This is a genomic window from Streptomyces sp. NPDC086554, from assembly GCF_040686095.1.
Taxonomy (GTDB): domain Bacteria; phylum Actinomycetota; class Actinomycetes; order Streptomycetales; family Streptomycetaceae; genus Streptomyces.
Map to the genome: position 1 here is coordinate 210,331 of NZ_JBFBJK010000012.1, position 15,755 is coordinate 226,085.

Annotated in this window: 15 protein-coding genes; 8 read left to right on the top strand and 7 right to left on the bottom strand. The window is 71.2% G+C overall.

From position 1 onward, the window contains the following. Positions 1 to 56: 56 nt before the first annotated feature. From AB0O76_RS21875 to AB0O76_RS21885, 3 genes are read right to left on the bottom strand one after another with little or no spacing between them, the layout of a single operon-like run. Positions 57 to 566, bottom strand: a complete 510-nt coding sequence (locus AB0O76_RS21875) for a nuclear transport factor 2 family protein (protein WP_365493645.1) — start codon at positions 564 to 566, stop codon at positions 57 to 59. After that, positions 563 to 1,435, bottom strand: a complete 873-nt coding sequence (gene folP / locus AB0O76_RS21880; RefSeq protein ID WP_365493648.1) for a dihydropteroate synthase — start codon at positions 1,433 to 1,435, stop codon at positions 563 to 565. Before folP ends, AB0O76_RS21875 begins: the two co-directional genes overlap by 4 nt. A gap of 30 nt (positions 1,436 to 1,465) precedes the next feature. Further along, positions 1,466 to 3,271, bottom strand: coding sequence for a phosphatidylglycerol lysyltransferase domain-containing protein (locus AB0O76_RS21885; protein WP_365493854.1), 1,806 nt, complete (start codon positions 3,269 to 3,271; stop codon positions 1,466 to 1,468). A 230-nt stretch (positions 3,272 to 3,501) separates the two neighbouring features. Between AB0O76_RS21885 and AB0O76_RS21890 the strand changes: the two genes are divergently transcribed. Then, the gene (locus AB0O76_RS21890) at positions 3,502 to 4,623 is read left to right on the top strand and encodes an alpha/beta hydrolase-fold protein (protein WP_365493651.1); all 1,122 of its coding nucleotides are present in this window, start codon (positions 3,502 to 3,504) and stop codon (positions 4,621 to 4,623) included. Between the two features lie 18 nt (positions 4,624 to 4,641). Here AB0O76_RS21890 and AB0O76_RS21895 read toward each other — a convergent pair whose 3' ends face one another. Then, a complete protein-coding gene (locus tag AB0O76_RS21895; RefSeq protein ID WP_365493654.1) occupies positions 4,642 to 5,799 on the bottom strand; it encodes a betaine/proline/choline family ABC transporter ATP-binding protein in 1,158 nt (385 codons plus the stop codon). Positions 5,800 to 5,941: 142 nt separating this feature from the next. On the opposite strand from AB0O76_RS21895, the gene AB0O76_RS21900 reads away from it, so the two are divergent. The 4 genes from AB0O76_RS21900 to AB0O76_RS21915 all read left to right on the top strand — a co-directional run bounded on the left by AB0O76_RS21900 (position 5,942) and on the right by AB0O76_RS21915 (position 9,511). Further along, positions 5,942 to 6,670 (top strand): ABC transporter permease, encoded by a 729-nt coding sequence (locus AB0O76_RS21900; RefSeq protein ID WP_360774359.1) that lies wholly within the window; start codon positions 5,942 to 5,944, stop codon positions 6,668 to 6,670. Next, the gene (locus AB0O76_RS21905) at positions 6,667 to 7,347 is read left to right on the top strand and encodes an ABC transporter permease (RefSeq protein ID WP_365493657.1); all 681 of its coding nucleotides are present in this window, start codon (positions 6,667 to 6,669) and stop codon (positions 7,345 to 7,347) included. The genes AB0O76_RS21900 and AB0O76_RS21905 overlap by 4 nt, the downstream gene beginning before the upstream one ends. A gap of 55 nt (positions 7,348 to 7,402) precedes the next feature. After that, positions 7,403 to 8,377: an ABC transporter substrate-binding protein gene (locus AB0O76_RS21910; RefSeq protein WP_365493660.1), complete on the top strand. Its 975-nt coding sequence runs from the start codon at positions 7,403 to 7,405 to the stop codon at positions 8,375 to 8,377. Positions 8,378 to 8,521: 144 nt separating this feature from the next. Then, positions 8,522 to 9,511, top strand: a complete 990-nt coding sequence (locus tag AB0O76_RS21915; RefSeq protein ID WP_365493663.1) for a hypothetical protein — start codon at positions 8,522 to 8,524, stop codon at positions 9,509 to 9,511. A gap of 116 nt (positions 9,512 to 9,627) precedes the next feature. Here the strand turns inward: AB0O76_RS21915 and AB0O76_RS21920 are convergent, their stop codons facing one another. Both AB0O76_RS21920 and AB0O76_RS21925 read right to left on the bottom strand, forming a co-directional pair. Then, complete coding sequence (locus AB0O76_RS21920) at positions 9,628 to 10,971, bottom strand: PH domain-containing protein (RefSeq protein WP_365493666.1); 1,344 nt, start codon at positions 10,969 to 10,971, stop codon at positions 9,628 to 9,630. Further along, positions 10,968 to 11,477 carry a PH domain-containing protein gene (locus tag AB0O76_RS21925; protein ID WP_365493669.1) on the bottom strand — a complete coding sequence of 170 codons (510 nt, stop codon included), beginning with the start codon at positions 11,475 to 11,477 and terminating at the stop codon, positions 10,968 to 10,970. Before AB0O76_RS21925 ends, AB0O76_RS21920 begins: the two co-directional genes overlap by 4 nt. Before the next feature lie 63 nt (positions 11,478 to 11,540). Here AB0O76_RS21925 and AB0O76_RS21930 point away from each other — a divergent pair, with 63 nt between their 5' ends. Beyond that, positions 11,541 to 12,692 (top strand): NADH-quinone oxidoreductase subunit D, encoded by a 1,152-nt coding sequence (locus AB0O76_RS21930; protein ID WP_365493672.1) that lies wholly within the window; start codon positions 11,541 to 11,543, stop codon positions 12,690 to 12,692. On the opposite strand, the gene AB0O76_RS21935 is transcribed toward AB0O76_RS21930, so the two are convergent. After that, positions 12,657 to 13,691 carry an SAM-dependent methyltransferase gene (locus AB0O76_RS21935; RefSeq protein WP_365493675.1) on the bottom strand — a complete coding sequence of 345 codons (1,035 nt, stop codon included), beginning with the start codon at positions 13,689 to 13,691 and terminating at the stop codon, positions 12,657 to 12,659. The genes AB0O76_RS21930 and AB0O76_RS21935 overlap by 36 nt on opposite strands. A 105-nt stretch (positions 13,692 to 13,796) precedes the next feature. On the opposite strand from AB0O76_RS21935, the gene AB0O76_RS21940 reads away from it, so the two are divergent. Both AB0O76_RS21940 and AB0O76_RS21945 read left to right on the top strand, forming a co-directional pair. Next, entirely contained in the window at positions 13,797 to 14,999 is a 1,203-nt protein-coding gene (locus AB0O76_RS21940) for a sensor histidine kinase (RefSeq protein WP_365493678.1), read from the top strand. A gap of 81 nt (positions 15,000 to 15,080) precedes the next feature. Next, a complete protein-coding gene (locus AB0O76_RS21945) occupies positions 15,081 to 15,755 on the top strand; it encodes a response regulator transcription factor (RefSeq protein ID WP_365493681.1) in 675 nt (224 codons plus the stop codon).

Genomic DNA, 15,755 nt, shown 5'->3' on the forward strand with positions numbered 1-15,755 from the left:
CCTGCGAGCACTGACAGTCCTCGCCCGTGGGGGCTCCTCGACCCGCCCCTACCCACTCAGGAGGGTGACTCCTCGCCCTCTTCGTCGTCGGATTCGGCGAGTACGGGTGATGCGTGGTGCGACCAGAGCTTCCATCCGTCCGATGTGCGCCGGAACACATTCGTGGCGACCACGAGCTGCCCGACGAGCGGCCCGAGCTCGCCGCCGCCCTCGGGCGGCGGGCCGCCGCTGAGGATGTTCTCGGTGCAGGTCACCAGGGCGGTGTCGCCCGCCACGCCGACGTGGACGTCGGTGAGGAAGAACTGGATGTACTCCGTGTTCGCCATGATCAGCGCGTACGACCTGAGCACCTCGCCACGGCCGGTGAGGACCGGCCAGCCGGGGTGGACGCAGGAGATCGCGGTCTCTTCGTCGTCCGAGCCGACCTCTTCGTCGTCGAGGGCGTCCCTGGTGCCGGTGTCCAGCCACAGGTCGGACACCTCGTCGAAGTCGCCGCGCTCCAGGGCTTCGTAGAAGGCCGTGTTGGCGCGCTCGACCTGTTCGACGTCGGTGCGGGCCCCGGTCACCGGTCGCCGCCGGCCGCGCTGGTCACGGCATGTGCGACCCGGACGGCGTCGGCGGTGGCCCGCACCTCGTGCACGCGGACCGCCCAGGCGCCCTGGTGGGCGGCGATGGCGGAGACCGCGGCGGTGGCGGCGTCGCGCTCGCGGGCGGGCGGCGGCGCGCCCTCGGGGCCCGCGAGGACACGGCCGAGGAAGCGCTTGCGGGACGCGGCGACCAGGATCGGGTGGCCGAGCTCACGCAGCCGGTCGAGACGGGCGAGGAGCGCCAGGTCGTGCTCGGCGTCCTTGGAGAAGCCGAGGCCCGGGTCGATGACGATGCGCTCGGGGGCGATGCCGCCCTCGATGGCGGCCCGCACGCGCGCGTGGAGCTCGTCGACGACTTCGGAGACCACGTCCTCGTAGACGGGCTTGGCGTGGATGTCGGCGAGGAAACCGCGCCAGTGCATGACCACGAAGGGCGCGCCGGCGGCGGCCACCGCGGGGACCATGCGGGCGTCGGCGAGGCCGCCGCTGACGTCGTTGACCAGGGCAGCGCCGGCGGCCAGCGCCTGCTCGGCGACGGTGGCCCGCATCGTGTCCACGGAGACCGTGACGCCCTCGGCGGCGAGACCCCGCACGACGGGGATCACGCGGCGCAGCTCCTCGTCCTCGTCCACGCGCGTGGCGCCGGGCCGGGTGGACTCGCCGCCCACGTCGACCAGGTCGGCGCCCTGGGCGACCAGGTCGATACCGTGTTTGACGGCGGCCGTGGTGTCGAACCAGCGGCCCCCGTCGGAGAAGGAATCGGGCGTCACGTTGACGACCCCCATGACCGCACAGCGGCCCCACTCCGGCAGTCCTTCGACCGATCCCCGCCCGCGCAACGTACTCATGCCTCCAGCGTAGGCCCGTACGAGGCGCCCTTACGCCGCCTGGACCTCGCGCTCCGCCGCCCGGTGCGGGCAGGGACGGCGCCCCTGAGTGCTCCCGCGCAGGAAACGGGGCAGCGCGAGCGTGACGAAGCCCTCGGCCTGCATGGCCGCGAAGCCGATGCGGGGCAGGTCCTTGGAGGAGCGGTAGACGACGAAGCGGGGCTCCCAGCGGGGGCGGAACTTCGCGTTGAACTTGTACAGGGACTCGATCTGGAACCAGCGGGAGAGGAAGACGAGCAGGCCCCTCCAGGCGCGCAGCACCGGGCCCGCGCCGATCTTCTCGCCGCGTGCGAGGGCCGCGCGGAACATGGCGAAGTTGAGGGACACGCGCGCGATGCCGAGCTTCGGTGCGGCCTGCAGGGCGGCGACGATGAGCAGCTCGTTCATGCCGGGGTCGGCGGCGCGGTCGCGGCGCATGAGGTCCAGGGAGACGCCGTCCTCGCCCCAGGGGACGAAGTGCAGGACGGCTTTGAGGTCTCCGTAGGGACCCGGCTCCTCGTCGGCCTTGTGGGCAGTCGCGATCAGACAGTCGCCGTCGTTCGGGTCACCGATGCGGCCGAGCGCCATGGAGAAGCCGCGTTCGGTGTCGGTGCCGCGCCAGTCGTCGGCGGCGCGCTGGATCCTGGCGAGCTCCTGCTCGCCGAGGTCACACACGCGCCGTACGCGCGTCTCGTAGCCATTGCGCTCGATCCTCTTGACCATCTGGCGCACGTTGCGCATCGCGCGCCCGGTCAGGGAGAAATCCGCGACGTCCACCACCGCCTCGTCGCCCAGTTCAAGGGCGTCCAGGCCGGTCTCGCGGGTCCAGACCTCGCCGCCGGTCTCGGAGCAGCCCATGACGGCGGGCGTCCAGGAGTGGGCCTTCGCCTCGTCCATGAAGCGCTCGATGGCGCCGGGCCAGGCCTCCACGTCGCCGATGGGGTCACCGCTGGCGAGCATCACTCCGGAGACGACGCGGTAGGTGACGGCGGCCTTGCCGCTGGGCGAGAAGACGGCGCCCTTGTCGCGGCGGAGCGCGAAGTGGCCGAGCGAGTCGCGGGCGCCGTGCTTGGCGAGCAGGGCGCGCAGCTTCGTCTCGTCGTCCTCGGTGAGCCGCGCGGCGGGGTGTTCGGGGCGGAAGGCCAGGTAGATGGTGGTGAGGGCGGTCAGCATGCCGAGCGCGCCGAGCGAGTAGGCGACCGTCCAGGACGTGGTCCCGTAGTAGTCGACAGGCCCTTCGAAGCCGAACAGGCCGTACAGGACGTGGGCCAGGCGGTCCGTGATGCCCGGGTCCCCGATGACCTTGCCGGGGTGGGCGCTGACGATCACCAGGCCGAGCGCGATGGAACCGGCCCCGAGGACCACGAAGTTGGCCACGGCGCGCCAGCGGCTGCGCGGGTCGGGGAGCGCCCTGAATTCGCCGCGATGGCGCAGCAGCAGGGTCAGGAGGGCGAGCGAGATCAGTACGCCGATGACGGAGTGGCGGTACATGAACTGGGCCACCGCTCCGGCCGGGAGCAGCACCACGGCGGCCCGCCAGGCGCGCCGCTTGTGGCGGCGCAGGCCGTGCGCGAGCAGCAGCAGGAGGACGCCCGAGCTGAGCGCGAGGGCGGCGGCGAAGGGGCCGAGCGCTCCGGGGAGTACCTCGGCGACCGCGTGCATGCGGCTGTGCCGGAAGCGCGGGAAGACGCCCGCCGCGATGTTCAGCAGCCCTACGAGGGTGCAGGCGCGGGCCACGAAGGCCGGTACGGCCTCGGGGCGGGGGCCGCGGAGCATCCGGCGGAGCTTGCCGTCACCACCCGGAACCTCACCCGATATTTCCGCATCTATCCTGACAGACATCGCATCCCGTAGTTCCGCGAGAGACCTTGGACCCGGTGCCAAATGCGGCATCCGGCGACAATTGCGTCCTCTAGGACGGTCGTTCCGGGACTCGGGTTCACTCCGGATCGGAAAACCCCCGGAAAAGGTGTGGCGATGCCCGGTCAACGGCGGCGGGCGCGGCCCAGCGGTACGGGACTGGCAGAAAGCGCAGGCAGGAACACCCCATGGGTCTTACGAGCAACAAGGTCCTCGCGTTGGCGGTGGCTCTGGCCGTCGTGCTGTTCATCGGAACCGTCTGGTTCTGGCCGCGCCTGGCCCGGCAGAACTGGCGGACTGTCACCGGACGTGTCGGCCTGCTGATCGCCACCCAGCTCGCGATCTTCGCGTCGGTAGGCATCGCCGCCAACCAGGCGTTCGGCTTCTACGCGACCTGGGCGGACCTCTTCGGCCAGGAGACGAGCCCCGGAGTGGTCGTCGACCACGACCCCGCCAAGGGCGAGGGCGGCCCGGTGGACGTCCGTGGCACCCGCCCGGTGAACGTCCCTGGAGGCGGCAGGCCCTCGACCGGCGGCCAGATTCAGAAGGTCACCGTCAGCGGGAAGGAGTCGGACATCGCGAGCGAGGCGTACGTCTATCTGCCGCCCGAGTACTTCCAGCCCCGCTACAAGGACCGCAGGTTCCCCGCGGCCGTGGTGCTGACCGGCTACCCCGGCACCGCGGAGGCGCTCATCAAGGGCCTGCGCTACCCGCAGACCGCCCATGCGCAGGCCAAGCGGGGCACCATGCAGCCGATGATCCTTGTCATGCTGCGGCCGACCGTCGCGCCGCCGCGGGACACCGAGTGCGTGGACATCCCCGGCGGCCCGCAGGCCGAGACGTACTTCGCCAAGGACCTGCCCGATGCCATTTCCGAGCACTACAGGGTGGGCCAGAAGCCGGGGAGCTGGGGCGTGATCGGCGACTCGACGGGCGGCTACTGCGCCCTGAAGCTGGCCATGCACCACCCCGACGTGTACGCCGCCGGGGCGGGCCTTTCCGCGTACTACAAGGCGCCCATCGACGTCACGACCGGCGATCTCTTCCACGGCGACAAGGAGTTGGAGCGGCGCGCCGACCTGATGTGGTCCCTGGACCACCTGCCGCCGCCCAGGACGTCCCTCCTCGTCACCACGAGCAAGCAGGGCGAGGACAACTACGGGGACACCGAGAAGTTCATCGACAAGGTGAAGCCGCCCACCAGGGTCTCGTCGATCACGCTGCCCAGCGGCGGGCACAACTTCAACACGTGGCGCCGCGAGATCCCCGCGGCGCTGGAGTGGATCAGCGGGCGGCTGAGCGTCAAATAGCCCTCCGTAGGGGGCGGTTCAGCTGCCCCCGATGGCCGCGATGGTCTCCAACTCGACGTCCCCGCGCGCGATGTCACGGGCGTCGGCCGCCGTCGACCTGCGAAGGGCCTCGTGCAGGCGGGCGGGCGTCAGCACACCCAGGAAGCGGCCCTCGCTGTCCTTGTCGATGACCGCGATCCAGCCCGCGTCGTGCTGCAGCATCGTCGCGAACGCCTGCTTCAGGGTCGCGCCCACCGGAAGCCACGCCTCCATGCGGCGTGCGTGGTCCCGCACCGTGCCCGAACCGCCGTGCGCGTGCTCGGCGGAGATCCAGCCGTGCAGGTTGTTCTCGCCGTCCAGGACGACGGCCCAGCGGGCGTCCAGCTTCGCGGGCAGTGGGTCGTCCAGGTGCAGGATGGGCGGCTGCTCCAGGTCGCCCTCCTCGATGGGTGTCACGGAGAGCCGCTTGAGGCCGCGGTCCGCGCCGACGAAGTCGGCCACGTAACCGGTGGCCGGCGCGCCGAGCACCGTCGAGGGGGTGTCGAACTGCTCGATGCTGCCCTGGCCGTAGACGGCGATGCGGTCGCCGAGGCGGACCGCTTCCTCGATGTCGTGCGTGACGAAGAGCACCGTCTTGCGCACGGCCTGCTGGAGGCGGAGGAACTCGTTCTGCAGGTGCTCGCGCACCACGGGGTCGACGGCGCCGAACGGCTCGTCCATCAGGAGCACGGGCGGATCGGCGGCAAGGGCGCGGGCCACGCCGACGCGCTGGCGCTGGCCCCCGGAGAGCTGCTCGGGGTAGCGGTCGCCGAAGGTGGCCGGGTCGAGGCCGACCAGATCGAGGAGTTCGGCGGCGCGCTCGCGGGCCTTGGAGCGCTTGACGCCGAGGAGATGCGGGACGGTCGCCGTGTTCTCCAGGACCGTCTTGTGCGGGAAGAGGCCGACCTGCTGGATGACATAGCCGATACGGCGCCGGAGTTGGACCGGGTCGATGGCGGATATGTCGTCGCCGTCCACGAATATCCGGCCCTCGGTCGGCTCGATGAGACGGTTCACCATCTTCATCGTCGTCGTCTTGCCGCAGCCCGACGGGCCGACGAGCGTGACCAGTTCACCCTCGGCGACCTCGAAGGACAGGTCGTCGACGGCGGTGGTGCCGTCCGCGTACCGCTTGGTGACGTGCTCGAACCGGATCATGATTCCCCATTGTTGCGGGCGTTGTGTAAAGCCCATGTTGCGCCAGTACGACGAGTCTCGGCGATTGTCAGTGGTGCGCGTTAGGGTCGCCAGACAGCCGCAGGAATCGGTTTTCGGGGGAGTGAGGAGGGGGCGGGGCGCGATGAGCGAGCAGAACTGTCTGGTGGCGAACGACTGGATCTGCGGGGAGTACGTCCGTTCCCGCAGCCAGGAGTTGATCGATGCCACCGTGCAGCACGTGGGCATCACCGTGGCATCGGTGGCGATCGGCGTCGCCGTCTCCCTGCCGCTCGCGCTGCTCGCCCGGCGCTGGCGCTTCCTCGCGGGGCCGATCCTCGGCCTGACGACCGTGCTCTACACGGTCCCTTCGCTCGCGATGTTCTCGCTCCTGCTGCCCTTCTTCGGGCTCTCCGCCTCGCTGGTCGTGACGGGTCTGGTGCTGTACTCGCTGACGATCCTGGTGCGGAACATCCTGGCGGGGCTCCAGGCCGTGCCCGACGAGGCGCGGGACGCGGCCAAGGGGATGGGGTACGGACCGCTGCGGCTGCTGTGGGAGGTCGAACTGCCCCTCGCGCTGCCCGCGTTGCTCGCCGGCGTGCGCATCACGACGGTGTCGACGGTGGCCCTGACCACGGTCGGCGCGATCGTCGACTACGGCGGGCTCGGCACGCTGATCCTGGACGGCCTCGACACGACCTTCAAAGCACAGGTGCTCACGGCGTCCGTGCTGTGCGTGCTCCTCGCCGTCGTGGCCGACCTGCTGCTCCTGGCGCTCCAGCGGTGGCTGACGCCCTGGACGCGGGTCCATCGAATACGGACGAACCGTGCGGCTCGCGCGCAGCGCACGGCCAAGGTGGCTGAACCTGCATGAACGCGATCACCGGTGCGTACGACTGGCTGACCACGTCCGCCAACTGGCAGGGCGACAAGGGGGTGTGGCACCGGCTCGCGGAGCATCTCTACTTCAGTGGGGTGTGTCTCGCCGTCGCGTGTCTGATCGCGCTGCCGATCGCGCTGTTCCTCGGCCACATCGGCAAGGGCGGCGCCCTCGCGGTCAACATCTCGAACGTCGGCCGCGCGGTGCCGACGCTCGCGGTGCTCGTGCTCCTCACGCTCACCCCGCTGGGCGAGCACGGGGACGTACCGACGCTGATCGCCCTGGTGCTCTTCGCGGTGCCGCCGCTGCTGACCAACGCGTACATCGGGATGCGCGAGGTCGACCGGTCGGTGGTGGAGGCCGCGCGGGGGATGGGCATGAGCGGCGGCCAGCTGTTCGCGCGGGTCGAACTGCCCCTCGCGTACCCGCTGATCATGACGGGTGTCCGGTCCGCCGGGGTGCAGGTCGTCGCCACGGCGACGCTGGCCGCGATGGCGGGCGAAGGGGGTCTCGGCCGGATCATCACGGCCGGGTTCAACCTGCAGAACACGCCCCAGGTGGTGGCGGGCGCGCTGCTCGTGGCGCTGCTCGCGCTCTTCGTGGAGGCGGTGCTGATCGTGGTGGGGTGGGTCTTCAACCCCATGCGGGGCCGCTCGGGAGTCGCGCACTGATCTCCGGGCGGCAGTTTCCAGTGTTTCCAAGGGCTTTCGAAATGGTGGTTCACCGATGAACAGCACAACGCGTCGCGCGCGACGGATGGCAGGGGCGGCCGTGGCCGTCGTGGCGCTGACCGCGGGGCTCACCGCGTGCGGCGGGGACAGCCTGGAGAAGGACGGCGAGGGCTCGGGCGACAAGGCGGGCGGCAAGGGCAAGCTCGTCGTGGGCTCGGCCCGCTTCACCGAGCAGAAGGTTCTCGCCGAGCTGTACGTCGGTGTCCTTGAGGAGGCCGGATACGACGCGGAGGTCAAGACCGTCCAGAACCGCGAGGTGTACGAGCCCGAGCTGAAGAAGGGCTCGATCGATGTCGCTCCCGAATACGCGGCGACACTCGCGGAGTTCCTCAACCTCGGCAAGAACGGGCCCAAGGCGAAGCCGGTCGCTTCTAATGATGTGGACGCCACGGTGGCCGAGCTGAAGAAGCTCGCCGAGCCGCGCGGCCTGAAGGTGCTTCCGGTCGGCGAGGCGGTCGACCAGAACGCGTTCGCGGTGAGCAAGGAATACGCGAAGAAGCACAAGCTCAAGACGCTTTCGGATCTTGGTGAGTCGGGCGAGAAGGTCAAGATCGCCGCGAGTGACGAATGCGAGACCCGGCCGTTCTGCGCGCCCGGCCTGAAGAAGAAGTACGGCATCGACATCGCCGGAATCGACCCCAAGGGCGTAGGCACCACACAGTCCAAGCAGGCCGTGAAGAACGGCACGGACCAGGTGGTGCTGACCACGACCACCGACGCGACGCTGGACAGCTTCGGCCTGGTGGCCCTCGAGGACGACAAGAAGCTGCAGAACGCGGACAACATCCTTCCGGTGGTGAACGCGAAGGAAGCGGGCGACAAGGAGATAGCCGCGGCGCTCGGGAAGCTGACCGAGACGCTCACGACGGAAGATCTCGCCGAACTCGACCGGAAGGTCGATGTCGAGCGGCAGAAGGAAGCCGATGTCGCCAGGGAGTATCTGGAGTCGAAGGGATTGATCAAGAAGTAGCGCGGCCGAAACCGGAGTTGGCGCGGCCGAAACCGGAGTTGAGTGGCCGAAGAGGATCGACAAGGGTGGGGAATCAGCGCTGTGGCACTGTCATTTTGGCGCCCGGGGCACCAGAGTTCGCCTACGCGCGGTAAGTTTCTGGCCATGCCACGTGGACGCCACCGCCATTCCCCACCCTTGCACCGGCTGCTTCCCCCCTCGACGGTCGCAGGCCTCTCTCTCGTCTGCGCCGGCGGCGCCTGGCTCTTCGCGGAACCGATCGTGCTCCGCGGCCTCACCGCGGCGGCCGCCGCTGCCGCCGTCGTGGGCTCCGTCGTCATGCGCCGCTGGGACCTCGCCGCGGGCAAGCGCGTCGCCGAGCTGGGCCGCGCCCGCAAGAGCGACGAGTGGCGCTACGAGGAACGGATAGCCGAGTGCGAGTCCGACCTCGACGAGTCCCGCGAGCTGCGGGGCCGCCTGGAGACGAAGCTGCGCGCCAAGCGGGCCGAGCTGGCCGCGCTGCGCAATGAGCACGCGGCGCTGCTTCGGCGGTACGCCACTGCGGAGACCGAGCGGGCCAGTGCGCTGGAGGGGCGGCGGCTGCTTGCCATCGAGGCGTCGACTCCGGCGCGGGCACTGCCGCCTGCGCCTGCGCCTGCGCCTGCCGCTGTGCCCGCCGCCAACGTGCCGGCCACCGTGCCCGCCGCTCGCGGCGAGGCGAAGCCGACCGTGTCCCTGTACGCGCGGGCGAACGCGGCGCTCGACCGTCTGACGCCGGAGCCGTCCGCCTCCGTCGCGGACGGGGACGAGCCGCGGGGGAAGTCCGGGGCGGCCGACGGGTACGGCGGGCACGAGCGCGCGGTCGCCGTCGCGCCGCCCGTGCAGACGCGGCGCCCGGTGGTCCAGGGCGGCTTCGACTTCTTCGGTACGAAGGGCGCGGCGCCCGCCGCGCTGGAGGCCGTGCAGAACGCGGACCTCGCGGACGTGGTGGGCGAGGAGGCACTCGCCGTGCACAAGGCGGAGGCCGAGGCGGACTTCAAGCAGGCTCCTGCGGAGGGCTCGGGCGGTGCGGTGGGTCAGGTCATCGACCTGACGGCGCATGACGAGACGGAGCAGATTGACGTAGCGGAGCTGCGGACCGCCCTGCGGGCGTAGCTGGGCCCGCAGGGCTCGGTACCGGGGCTCCGCCCCGGACCCCGTTCAAGACCGCCGCTTCGCGGCGGATCTTTCCCGCCCACCCACCCGATTGCCCGGCAGCCGAACCCCTCACGTCACGCCATCCACCGATCCGGCAGCGCAGCCCTCCGCCCCGTACGCGACCGTTCCGCCTGCGCCTCCAGGAGAGCCGCCGCCTCCCCGGCGGGACGCAGCCGCGCGGTCACCGTCTTGTTCGCGCCGGTGTCCACCACCACATCCGCCACCCCCTTGTGCCGCTCCCACGGCCCCTGCGTGAGCCGTACGCTCTGCACCTTCGCGTGCGGCACCAACGACAGGCGTCGGCGCAGAAGACCGTGCCGGGCGGCGAACACCGTGTCCGTCACCGTGAGGCCGTACCCCTTCCACCACACCGGAAGGCACCACGCCGCGCGCGAGGGCGGCCGGATCAGCTCGGCGGCGGCCGGCACCCGGACGCCCGGCAGGATCCGCCCGATCACCGCCTCCGCGACGTCCCGGGGCGCGACCGGGATCAGGACGCCGTTGGCGGAGCCCGCCACGTCCAGCTCGATCCGCACCCAGCCGCGCCGCCGCCACAGCCACGGCTCCACGACCCGCACGGTCTGCACCCGCCCCGGCGGCACCGTCTCGTGCGCCTTGTCGAGCAGCCCGTGGTCGATGCGCAGGCCGTCGGGGGACTCGCCCACCTTCCAGTCGTACTCGCCTATGAAGCGCCCCACGCTGCTCGCGAAGGCGCCGCCCAGCATGGGAAGGCCGGTCGCGAGGACCGTCCACAGGTTGTGGGTGACGAACCACAGGAACGGCGGCACGATCAGCGTGGCGACGAGCATCCCCCAGGTCGTGCCGGTCAGGAGGAGCGAGATCGCGAGCATCCGCGGCTGTACGTGCACCAGATTCCTGACCGGCGCCTCACCGACCTCGCGGGCCTCCTCGGGGGCGAAACCGGCCGCCCGCGCGAGGAGTTCGGCCCGCAGGACGGAGGCCTCCTCCTCGCCCAGATAGGCGAGTTCGTCCTTGCTCTCCGCGCCGACGACGTCCAGCTTGAGCTTGGCGACGCCCGCTATCCGGGCCGCGAGCGGCCGCGTCACATCCACGGCCTGGAGCCGGTCGAGCCGGATGTGCGCGGTGCGCCGGAAGATCAGTCCGGTGCGGATGCGCAGTTCGGTGTCGGTGACCGCGAAGTGCGTGAACCACCAGCTGAGAAAGCCGTAGAGGGCGCCGCCCAGGAGGACGACGGCGATCCCGGCGAGCAGCTGGGACACGGCGAGCTCGGAGACCCGCCGCTGCGTGCCGCTCGGGTCGTGCACCGCGAAGCCCACGAGCACCGCGACCGGCGCCCAGGCCCTGCGCAGGGGCGTGACGGGGTGCAGACGCCTCTCTCGTACGTCGTCGGGGCCGCGGGTGTGTTCTTCCCCCGCCGCCTCGCGTACGCCGCTCACAGCCCCGCCGAGCGGGCCTCGCCCAGCTCGGTGAGCCGGTCGCGGAGCCGCTCGGCCTCCTCGGGGAGCAGCCCGGGGATCCGCGCGTCCGTCGCGGCGGCCGCCGTGTGCAGCTGCACGCCCGCGAGCCCGAAGTACCGCTCCACCGGTCCCGATGTGACCTCGACGAGCTGCATCCGGCCGTAGGGGACGATCGTCTCCTCGTGCCAGAGCACGCCCCTGCTGATCAGGAGGTCGTCGGAGCGCTCGGCGTACTTCCAGGACCGCCAGTTGCGCTCCAGCATCGGCCAGCCCCACGCCACGAGGGCGAGGGGCAGCGCCGCGAAGGCCGCCCACGCGGGTCCGGTGAAGATCCCCAGGAGCACCCCCACGGCTGCCGCGATCGGCACAAGCCACGCCACCAGGAGCAGCCGTCGCATTCTCAGCAGCCCCCTGGGCAGTCCGGTCCACACCGGCTGTGCCCCTGTCCCCGCCGGTCGCGCGGGTTGTGCCGTCCCCGTATCCATGCCGCAAGCGTACGTACGCCGGGTCACGGTCGCGTATGCCATCGCGTACGAGAGAATGCGCGCATGAGCCCCACGACGGAGACCACGCTCGGCATCGGCGGCGCCGCGGAGAGCACCGACATGGTGCTCAACATCGGCCCGCAGCACCCGTCCACGCACGGCGTGCTGCGGCTGCGTCTCGTCCTCGACGGCGAGCGGATCCAGCACGCGGAGCCGGTCATCGGCTATATGCACCGCGGCGCGGAGAAGCTCTTCGAGGCGCGTGACTACCGGCAGATCGTGATGCTGGCCAACCGGCACGACTGGCTGTCCGCGTTCTCCAACGAGCTGGGCGTCGTGCTTGCCGTGGAGCGGATGCTCGGCATGGAGGTGCCCGAGCGCGCCGTCTGGCTGCGCACGCTGCTCGCCGAGCTGAACCGCGTACTCAACCACCTGATGTTCCTGGGCTCGTATCCGCTCGAACTGGGCGGTATCACCCCGGTGTTCCACGCCTTCCGGGAGCGCGAGGAGCTCCAGACCGTGATGGAGGAGATCTCCGGCGGGCGGATGCACTACATGTTCAACCGCGTCGGCGGCCTCAAGGAGGACCTGCCCGCCGGCTGGCCGGTACGCGCGCGTGCCGCCGTCGCATCGGTCCGCTCCCGCATGGACGTGTACGACAAGCTGGTGCTCGGCAACGAGATCTTCCGGGGCCGCACGCGCGGCGTCGGCGTGCTGTCCCCGGAGGCGGTGCACTCCTACGGAGTGAGCGGTCCCATCGCGCGTGCCTCCGGAGTCGACTTCGACCTGCGCCGCGACGAGCCGTATCTCGCGTACGGGGAACTGCGGGACACCCTGAAGGTCGTCACCCGCCAGGAGGGCGACTGCCTGGCCCGCTTCGAGGTGCTCCTGGAGCAGACCCACAACGCGCTCGACCTCGCGGACGCCTGCCTCGACCGGCTCGCCGACCTGCCCCAGGGGCCGATCAACCAGCGCCTGCCGAAGGTCCTCAAGGCCCCCGAGGGGCACACGTACGCGTGGACCGAGAACCCGCTCGGCATCAACGGCTACTACCTGGTCTCCAAGGGCGAGAAGACGCCCTACCGCCTCAAGCTCCGCTCGGCCTCGTACAACAACATCCAGGCGCTGGTCGAGCTGCTTCCGGGCCAGCTGGTCGCCGACATGGTGGCGATCCTGGGGTCACTGTTCTTCGTGGTCGGCGACATCGACAAGTAGCAGTCCCTCAAGCGGTACGCCGACCGGCTGGGCCAGCCACCCGAAGTCCCCGAGCCCGCCGGGCGCGGTGAGCTCCGCCGCCTCTCCCGCGCGCGTGAGGGCGCGTACGTACGCGGCCGGGTCGCTGGAGGCGAGGGACAGCGGCGGGCGGCCGCCGCTCACGCCAAGGGTGCCGAGCGCCGCCCGCTGGGTGAGCAGCGCGGCCCCCTCCAGCGCGCAGGCGTCGAGGGCCACATGGGCGGTGATGTCGCAGCCGCCGTCCGGCACGGGCGCCGTCTCGCGGCCCGCGCGGAAGCCGGTCAGCGTCCCGAACGGCGGTCGTGCCGCCCGGTCGTGCGCGTAGTCGACCGCGACGGCCAGACCGCGCGTCAGCGTCGCCACGGCCGCCGCCCACGCCTCGTCACGGGGAGCGCCGATCTCCGCGCGCAGGCCCGGCTCCGGGGGCAGCGGCCACCAGCGCGCGAGCCAGGAGGCGTCCGCTCCGTCGACGGCGGCTCCGAGCGATTCGGTGCCGTCGTCGCGTACGAGGACCCGGCGGACGACCCCGTCCGGTGCGACTTCGGCGACGTCCAGGGGGACGTTGTCAAGACACTCGTTGGCGAAGAGCAGACCCGTGACGCCGACGGGCGCCCGGTCCCGCCACTCGACGCGCGGGTCGAGTCCTTCGGGACGTGCGGCGCGCTCCACGGCGTACGCACGCGTGCGTGCCGCCACATCGGCGGGCAGCGCCGCGAGGACGCCCGCGGTCAGCTCGCCGCGGCCCGCGCCCAGGTCCACGAAGGCCAGCTCGGCGGGGTGGCCGAGCGCCTCGTCCACGTGGCAAAGGAGGCGGGCCACGGCCGCGGCGAAGAGCGGCGACGCATGCACCGACGTGCGGAAATGCGCCGCGGGTCCGCCGGGGCGCAGATAGAAGCCCGCAGGGCCGTAGAGCGCCTCCTCGGTGGCGTCCCGCCAGCCACGCCACACGTCCCGCCGCTCACCCCGGACCTCGTTCGCCACGCGAGAAGGCTAAGCGCGCCTCCACCTTGGGGAGTACAAGTACCGGCCGCGGATCGGCCCTCCGGTTGACCCCGGAGGGCCGTGCGGCTGCCTACGCTGGGTTACGTGCAGCGCGTCTATGACTTCCTCCGCAGACACCCGACCGGGGTCGATGGCTTCTGGGCCCTCTTCCTGCTCGGGATCTCCGGCCTGAGTCTGGTCTCCATGGCCGAGGGGGAGGGCAGCGACCCGAGCGTCGCGTCCGCCGTCATCGTCGTCGGCCTGTCCGTCGTCGTCGCGCTGCGCCGCAAGGCGACCGAGAAGATGCTGATCCTCGCCGCCGTGCTCGGCGTCGCCCAGCTGGCCTTCGACGCGAAGACGATGCCCGCCGACTTCGCGATGCTGGTGATCATCTACACCGCGTCGGCCGACGGCCCGAAGTGGGCCTCGCGGTTCGCCCTCATGGGTGGTCTGTGTGCCGCGCCGCTCTCGTCGATCCGCTGGCCGGAGGAGAGCATAAGTTCCTTCGGCAACATCCTCTTCACGGTCTTCCAGATGGTTCCCTTCGCGCTCGCGTGGGTGCTCGGCGACTCCATCCGCACCCGCCGCGCCTATCTGGCCCAGCTGGAGGAGCGCGCCGACCGCCTGGAGAAGGAGCGTGCGGCCCAGTCCAAGGTCGCCGTGGCCGCCGAGCGGGCCCGGATCGCCCGCGAGCTGCACGACGTCGTCGCGCACAACGTCTCGGTGATGGTCGTCCAGGCCGACGGCGCCGCGTACGTCCTGGACAGCGCGCCCGAGCAGGCGAAGCAGGCCCTGGAGACCATCTCGGGCACCGGCAGGCAGGCGCTCGCGGAGATGCGCAGGCTGCTCGGCGTGCTGCGCACCGGCGAGCACCAGGAGAGCGGCGAGTACGTCCCGCAGCCCGATGTCGAGCAGCTCGACGAGCTGATCGAGCAGGTGCGCACGGCGGGACTGCCCGTCGACTTCAAGGTCGAGGGCACCCCGCGCCCGCTGCCCAGCGGCGTGGAGCTGACCGCGTACCGCATCGTGCAGGAGGCGCTCACCAACACCCGCAAGCACGGCGGCGAGAACACCGGGGCGAGCGTGCGCCTCGTCTACTTCGACGACGGCCTCGGGCTGCTCGTCGAGGACGACGGCAAGGGCGCCCCGCACGAGCTGTACGAGGACGGCGGCGCCGACGGCAGCGGGCACGGTCTGATCGGCATGCGCGAGCGCGTCGGCATGGTCGGCGGCACGCTGGACGCGGGGCCACGTCCCGGCGGCGGCTTCCGCATCAGTGCGCTGCTCCCGCTGAAGCCCGCGAACTGACACTCGACGCCTGCGAACTGACACCTGTCACCGATGCATCAACGCCATACGCTTATGAGCTCATCCACGAAGGGGCCTTTGATGTCGATCCGCGTCATGCTCGTCGACGACCAGGCGCTGCTGCGCACGGGGTTCCGGATGGTGCTCGCGGCCCAGCCGGACATGGACGTCGTCGCGGAGGCGGGCGACGGCGTCGAGGCGCTCGAAGCGCTGCGGTCGACCAAGGTCGACGTGGTCCTGATGGACGTACGCATGCCGAAACTGGACGGCGTGGAGACGACCCGGCGCATCTGCCAGGACGAGAATCCGCCCAAGGTGCTGATCCTGACGACCTTCGATCTCGACGAGTACGCCTTCTCGGGGCTGAAGGCGGGCGCCTCCGGCTTCATGCTGAAGGACGTGCCCCCGGGGGAGCTGCTCGCCGCGATCCGGTCCGTGCACAGCGGCGACGCCGTGGTCGCGCCGTCCACGACGCGGCGCCTCCTGGACCGCTTCGCGCCGATGCTGCCGAACGCGGGCGGACAGCCGCAGCACAAGGAGCTCGAGCGGCTCACGGACCGCGAGCGCGAGGTCATGGTCCTGGTCGCCCAGGGGCTTTCGAACGGCGAGATCGCGGCGCGGCTCGTCCTGTCGGAGGCCACCGTGAAGACGCACGTGGGACGCATCCTGACCAAGCTCGGGCTGCGGGACCGGGTGCAGGTGGTGGTCCTCGCGTACGAGACGGGTCTGGTGCGGGCGGGTGGCGGCGGGGGCTGA

Coding starts and splice junctions, on each gene's coding strand:
- folP (WP_365493648.1), bottom strand. CDS start 1,435: ATGAGTACGTTGCGCGGGCGGGGATCGGTCGAAGGACTGCCGGAGTGG.
- AB0O76_RS21890 (WP_365493651.1), top strand. CDS start 3,502: ATGGGTCTTACGAGCAACAAGGTCCTCGCGTTGGCGGTGGCTCTGGCC.
- AB0O76_RS21895 (WP_365493654.1), bottom strand. CDS start 5,799: ATGATCCGGTTCGAGCACGTCACCAAGCGGTACGCGGACGGCACCACC.
- AB0O76_RS21900 (WP_360774359.1), top strand. CDS start 5,942: ATGAGCGAGCAGAACTGTCTGGTGGCGAACGACTGGATCTGCGGGGAG.
- AB0O76_RS21905 (WP_365493657.1), top strand. CDS start 6,667: ATGAACGCGATCACCGGTGCGTACGACTGGCTGACCACGTCCGCCAAC.
- AB0O76_RS21910 (WP_365493660.1), top strand. CDS start 7,403: ATGAACAGCACAACGCGTCGCGCGCGACGGATGGCAGGGGCGGCCGTG.
- AB0O76_RS21915 (WP_365493663.1), top strand. CDS start 8,522: ATGCCACGTGGACGCCACCGCCATTCCCCACCCTTGCACCGGCTGCTT.
- AB0O76_RS21925 (WP_365493669.1), bottom strand. CDS start 11,477: ATGGATACGGGGACGGCACAACCCGCGCGACCGGCGGGGACAGGGGCA.
- AB0O76_RS21930 (WP_365493672.1), top strand. CDS start 11,541: ATGAGCCCCACGACGGAGACCACGCTCGGCATCGGCGGCGCCGCGGAG.
- AB0O76_RS21945 (WP_365493681.1), top strand. CDS start 15,081: ATGTCGATCCGCGTCATGCTCGTCGACGACCAGGCGCTGCTGCGCACG.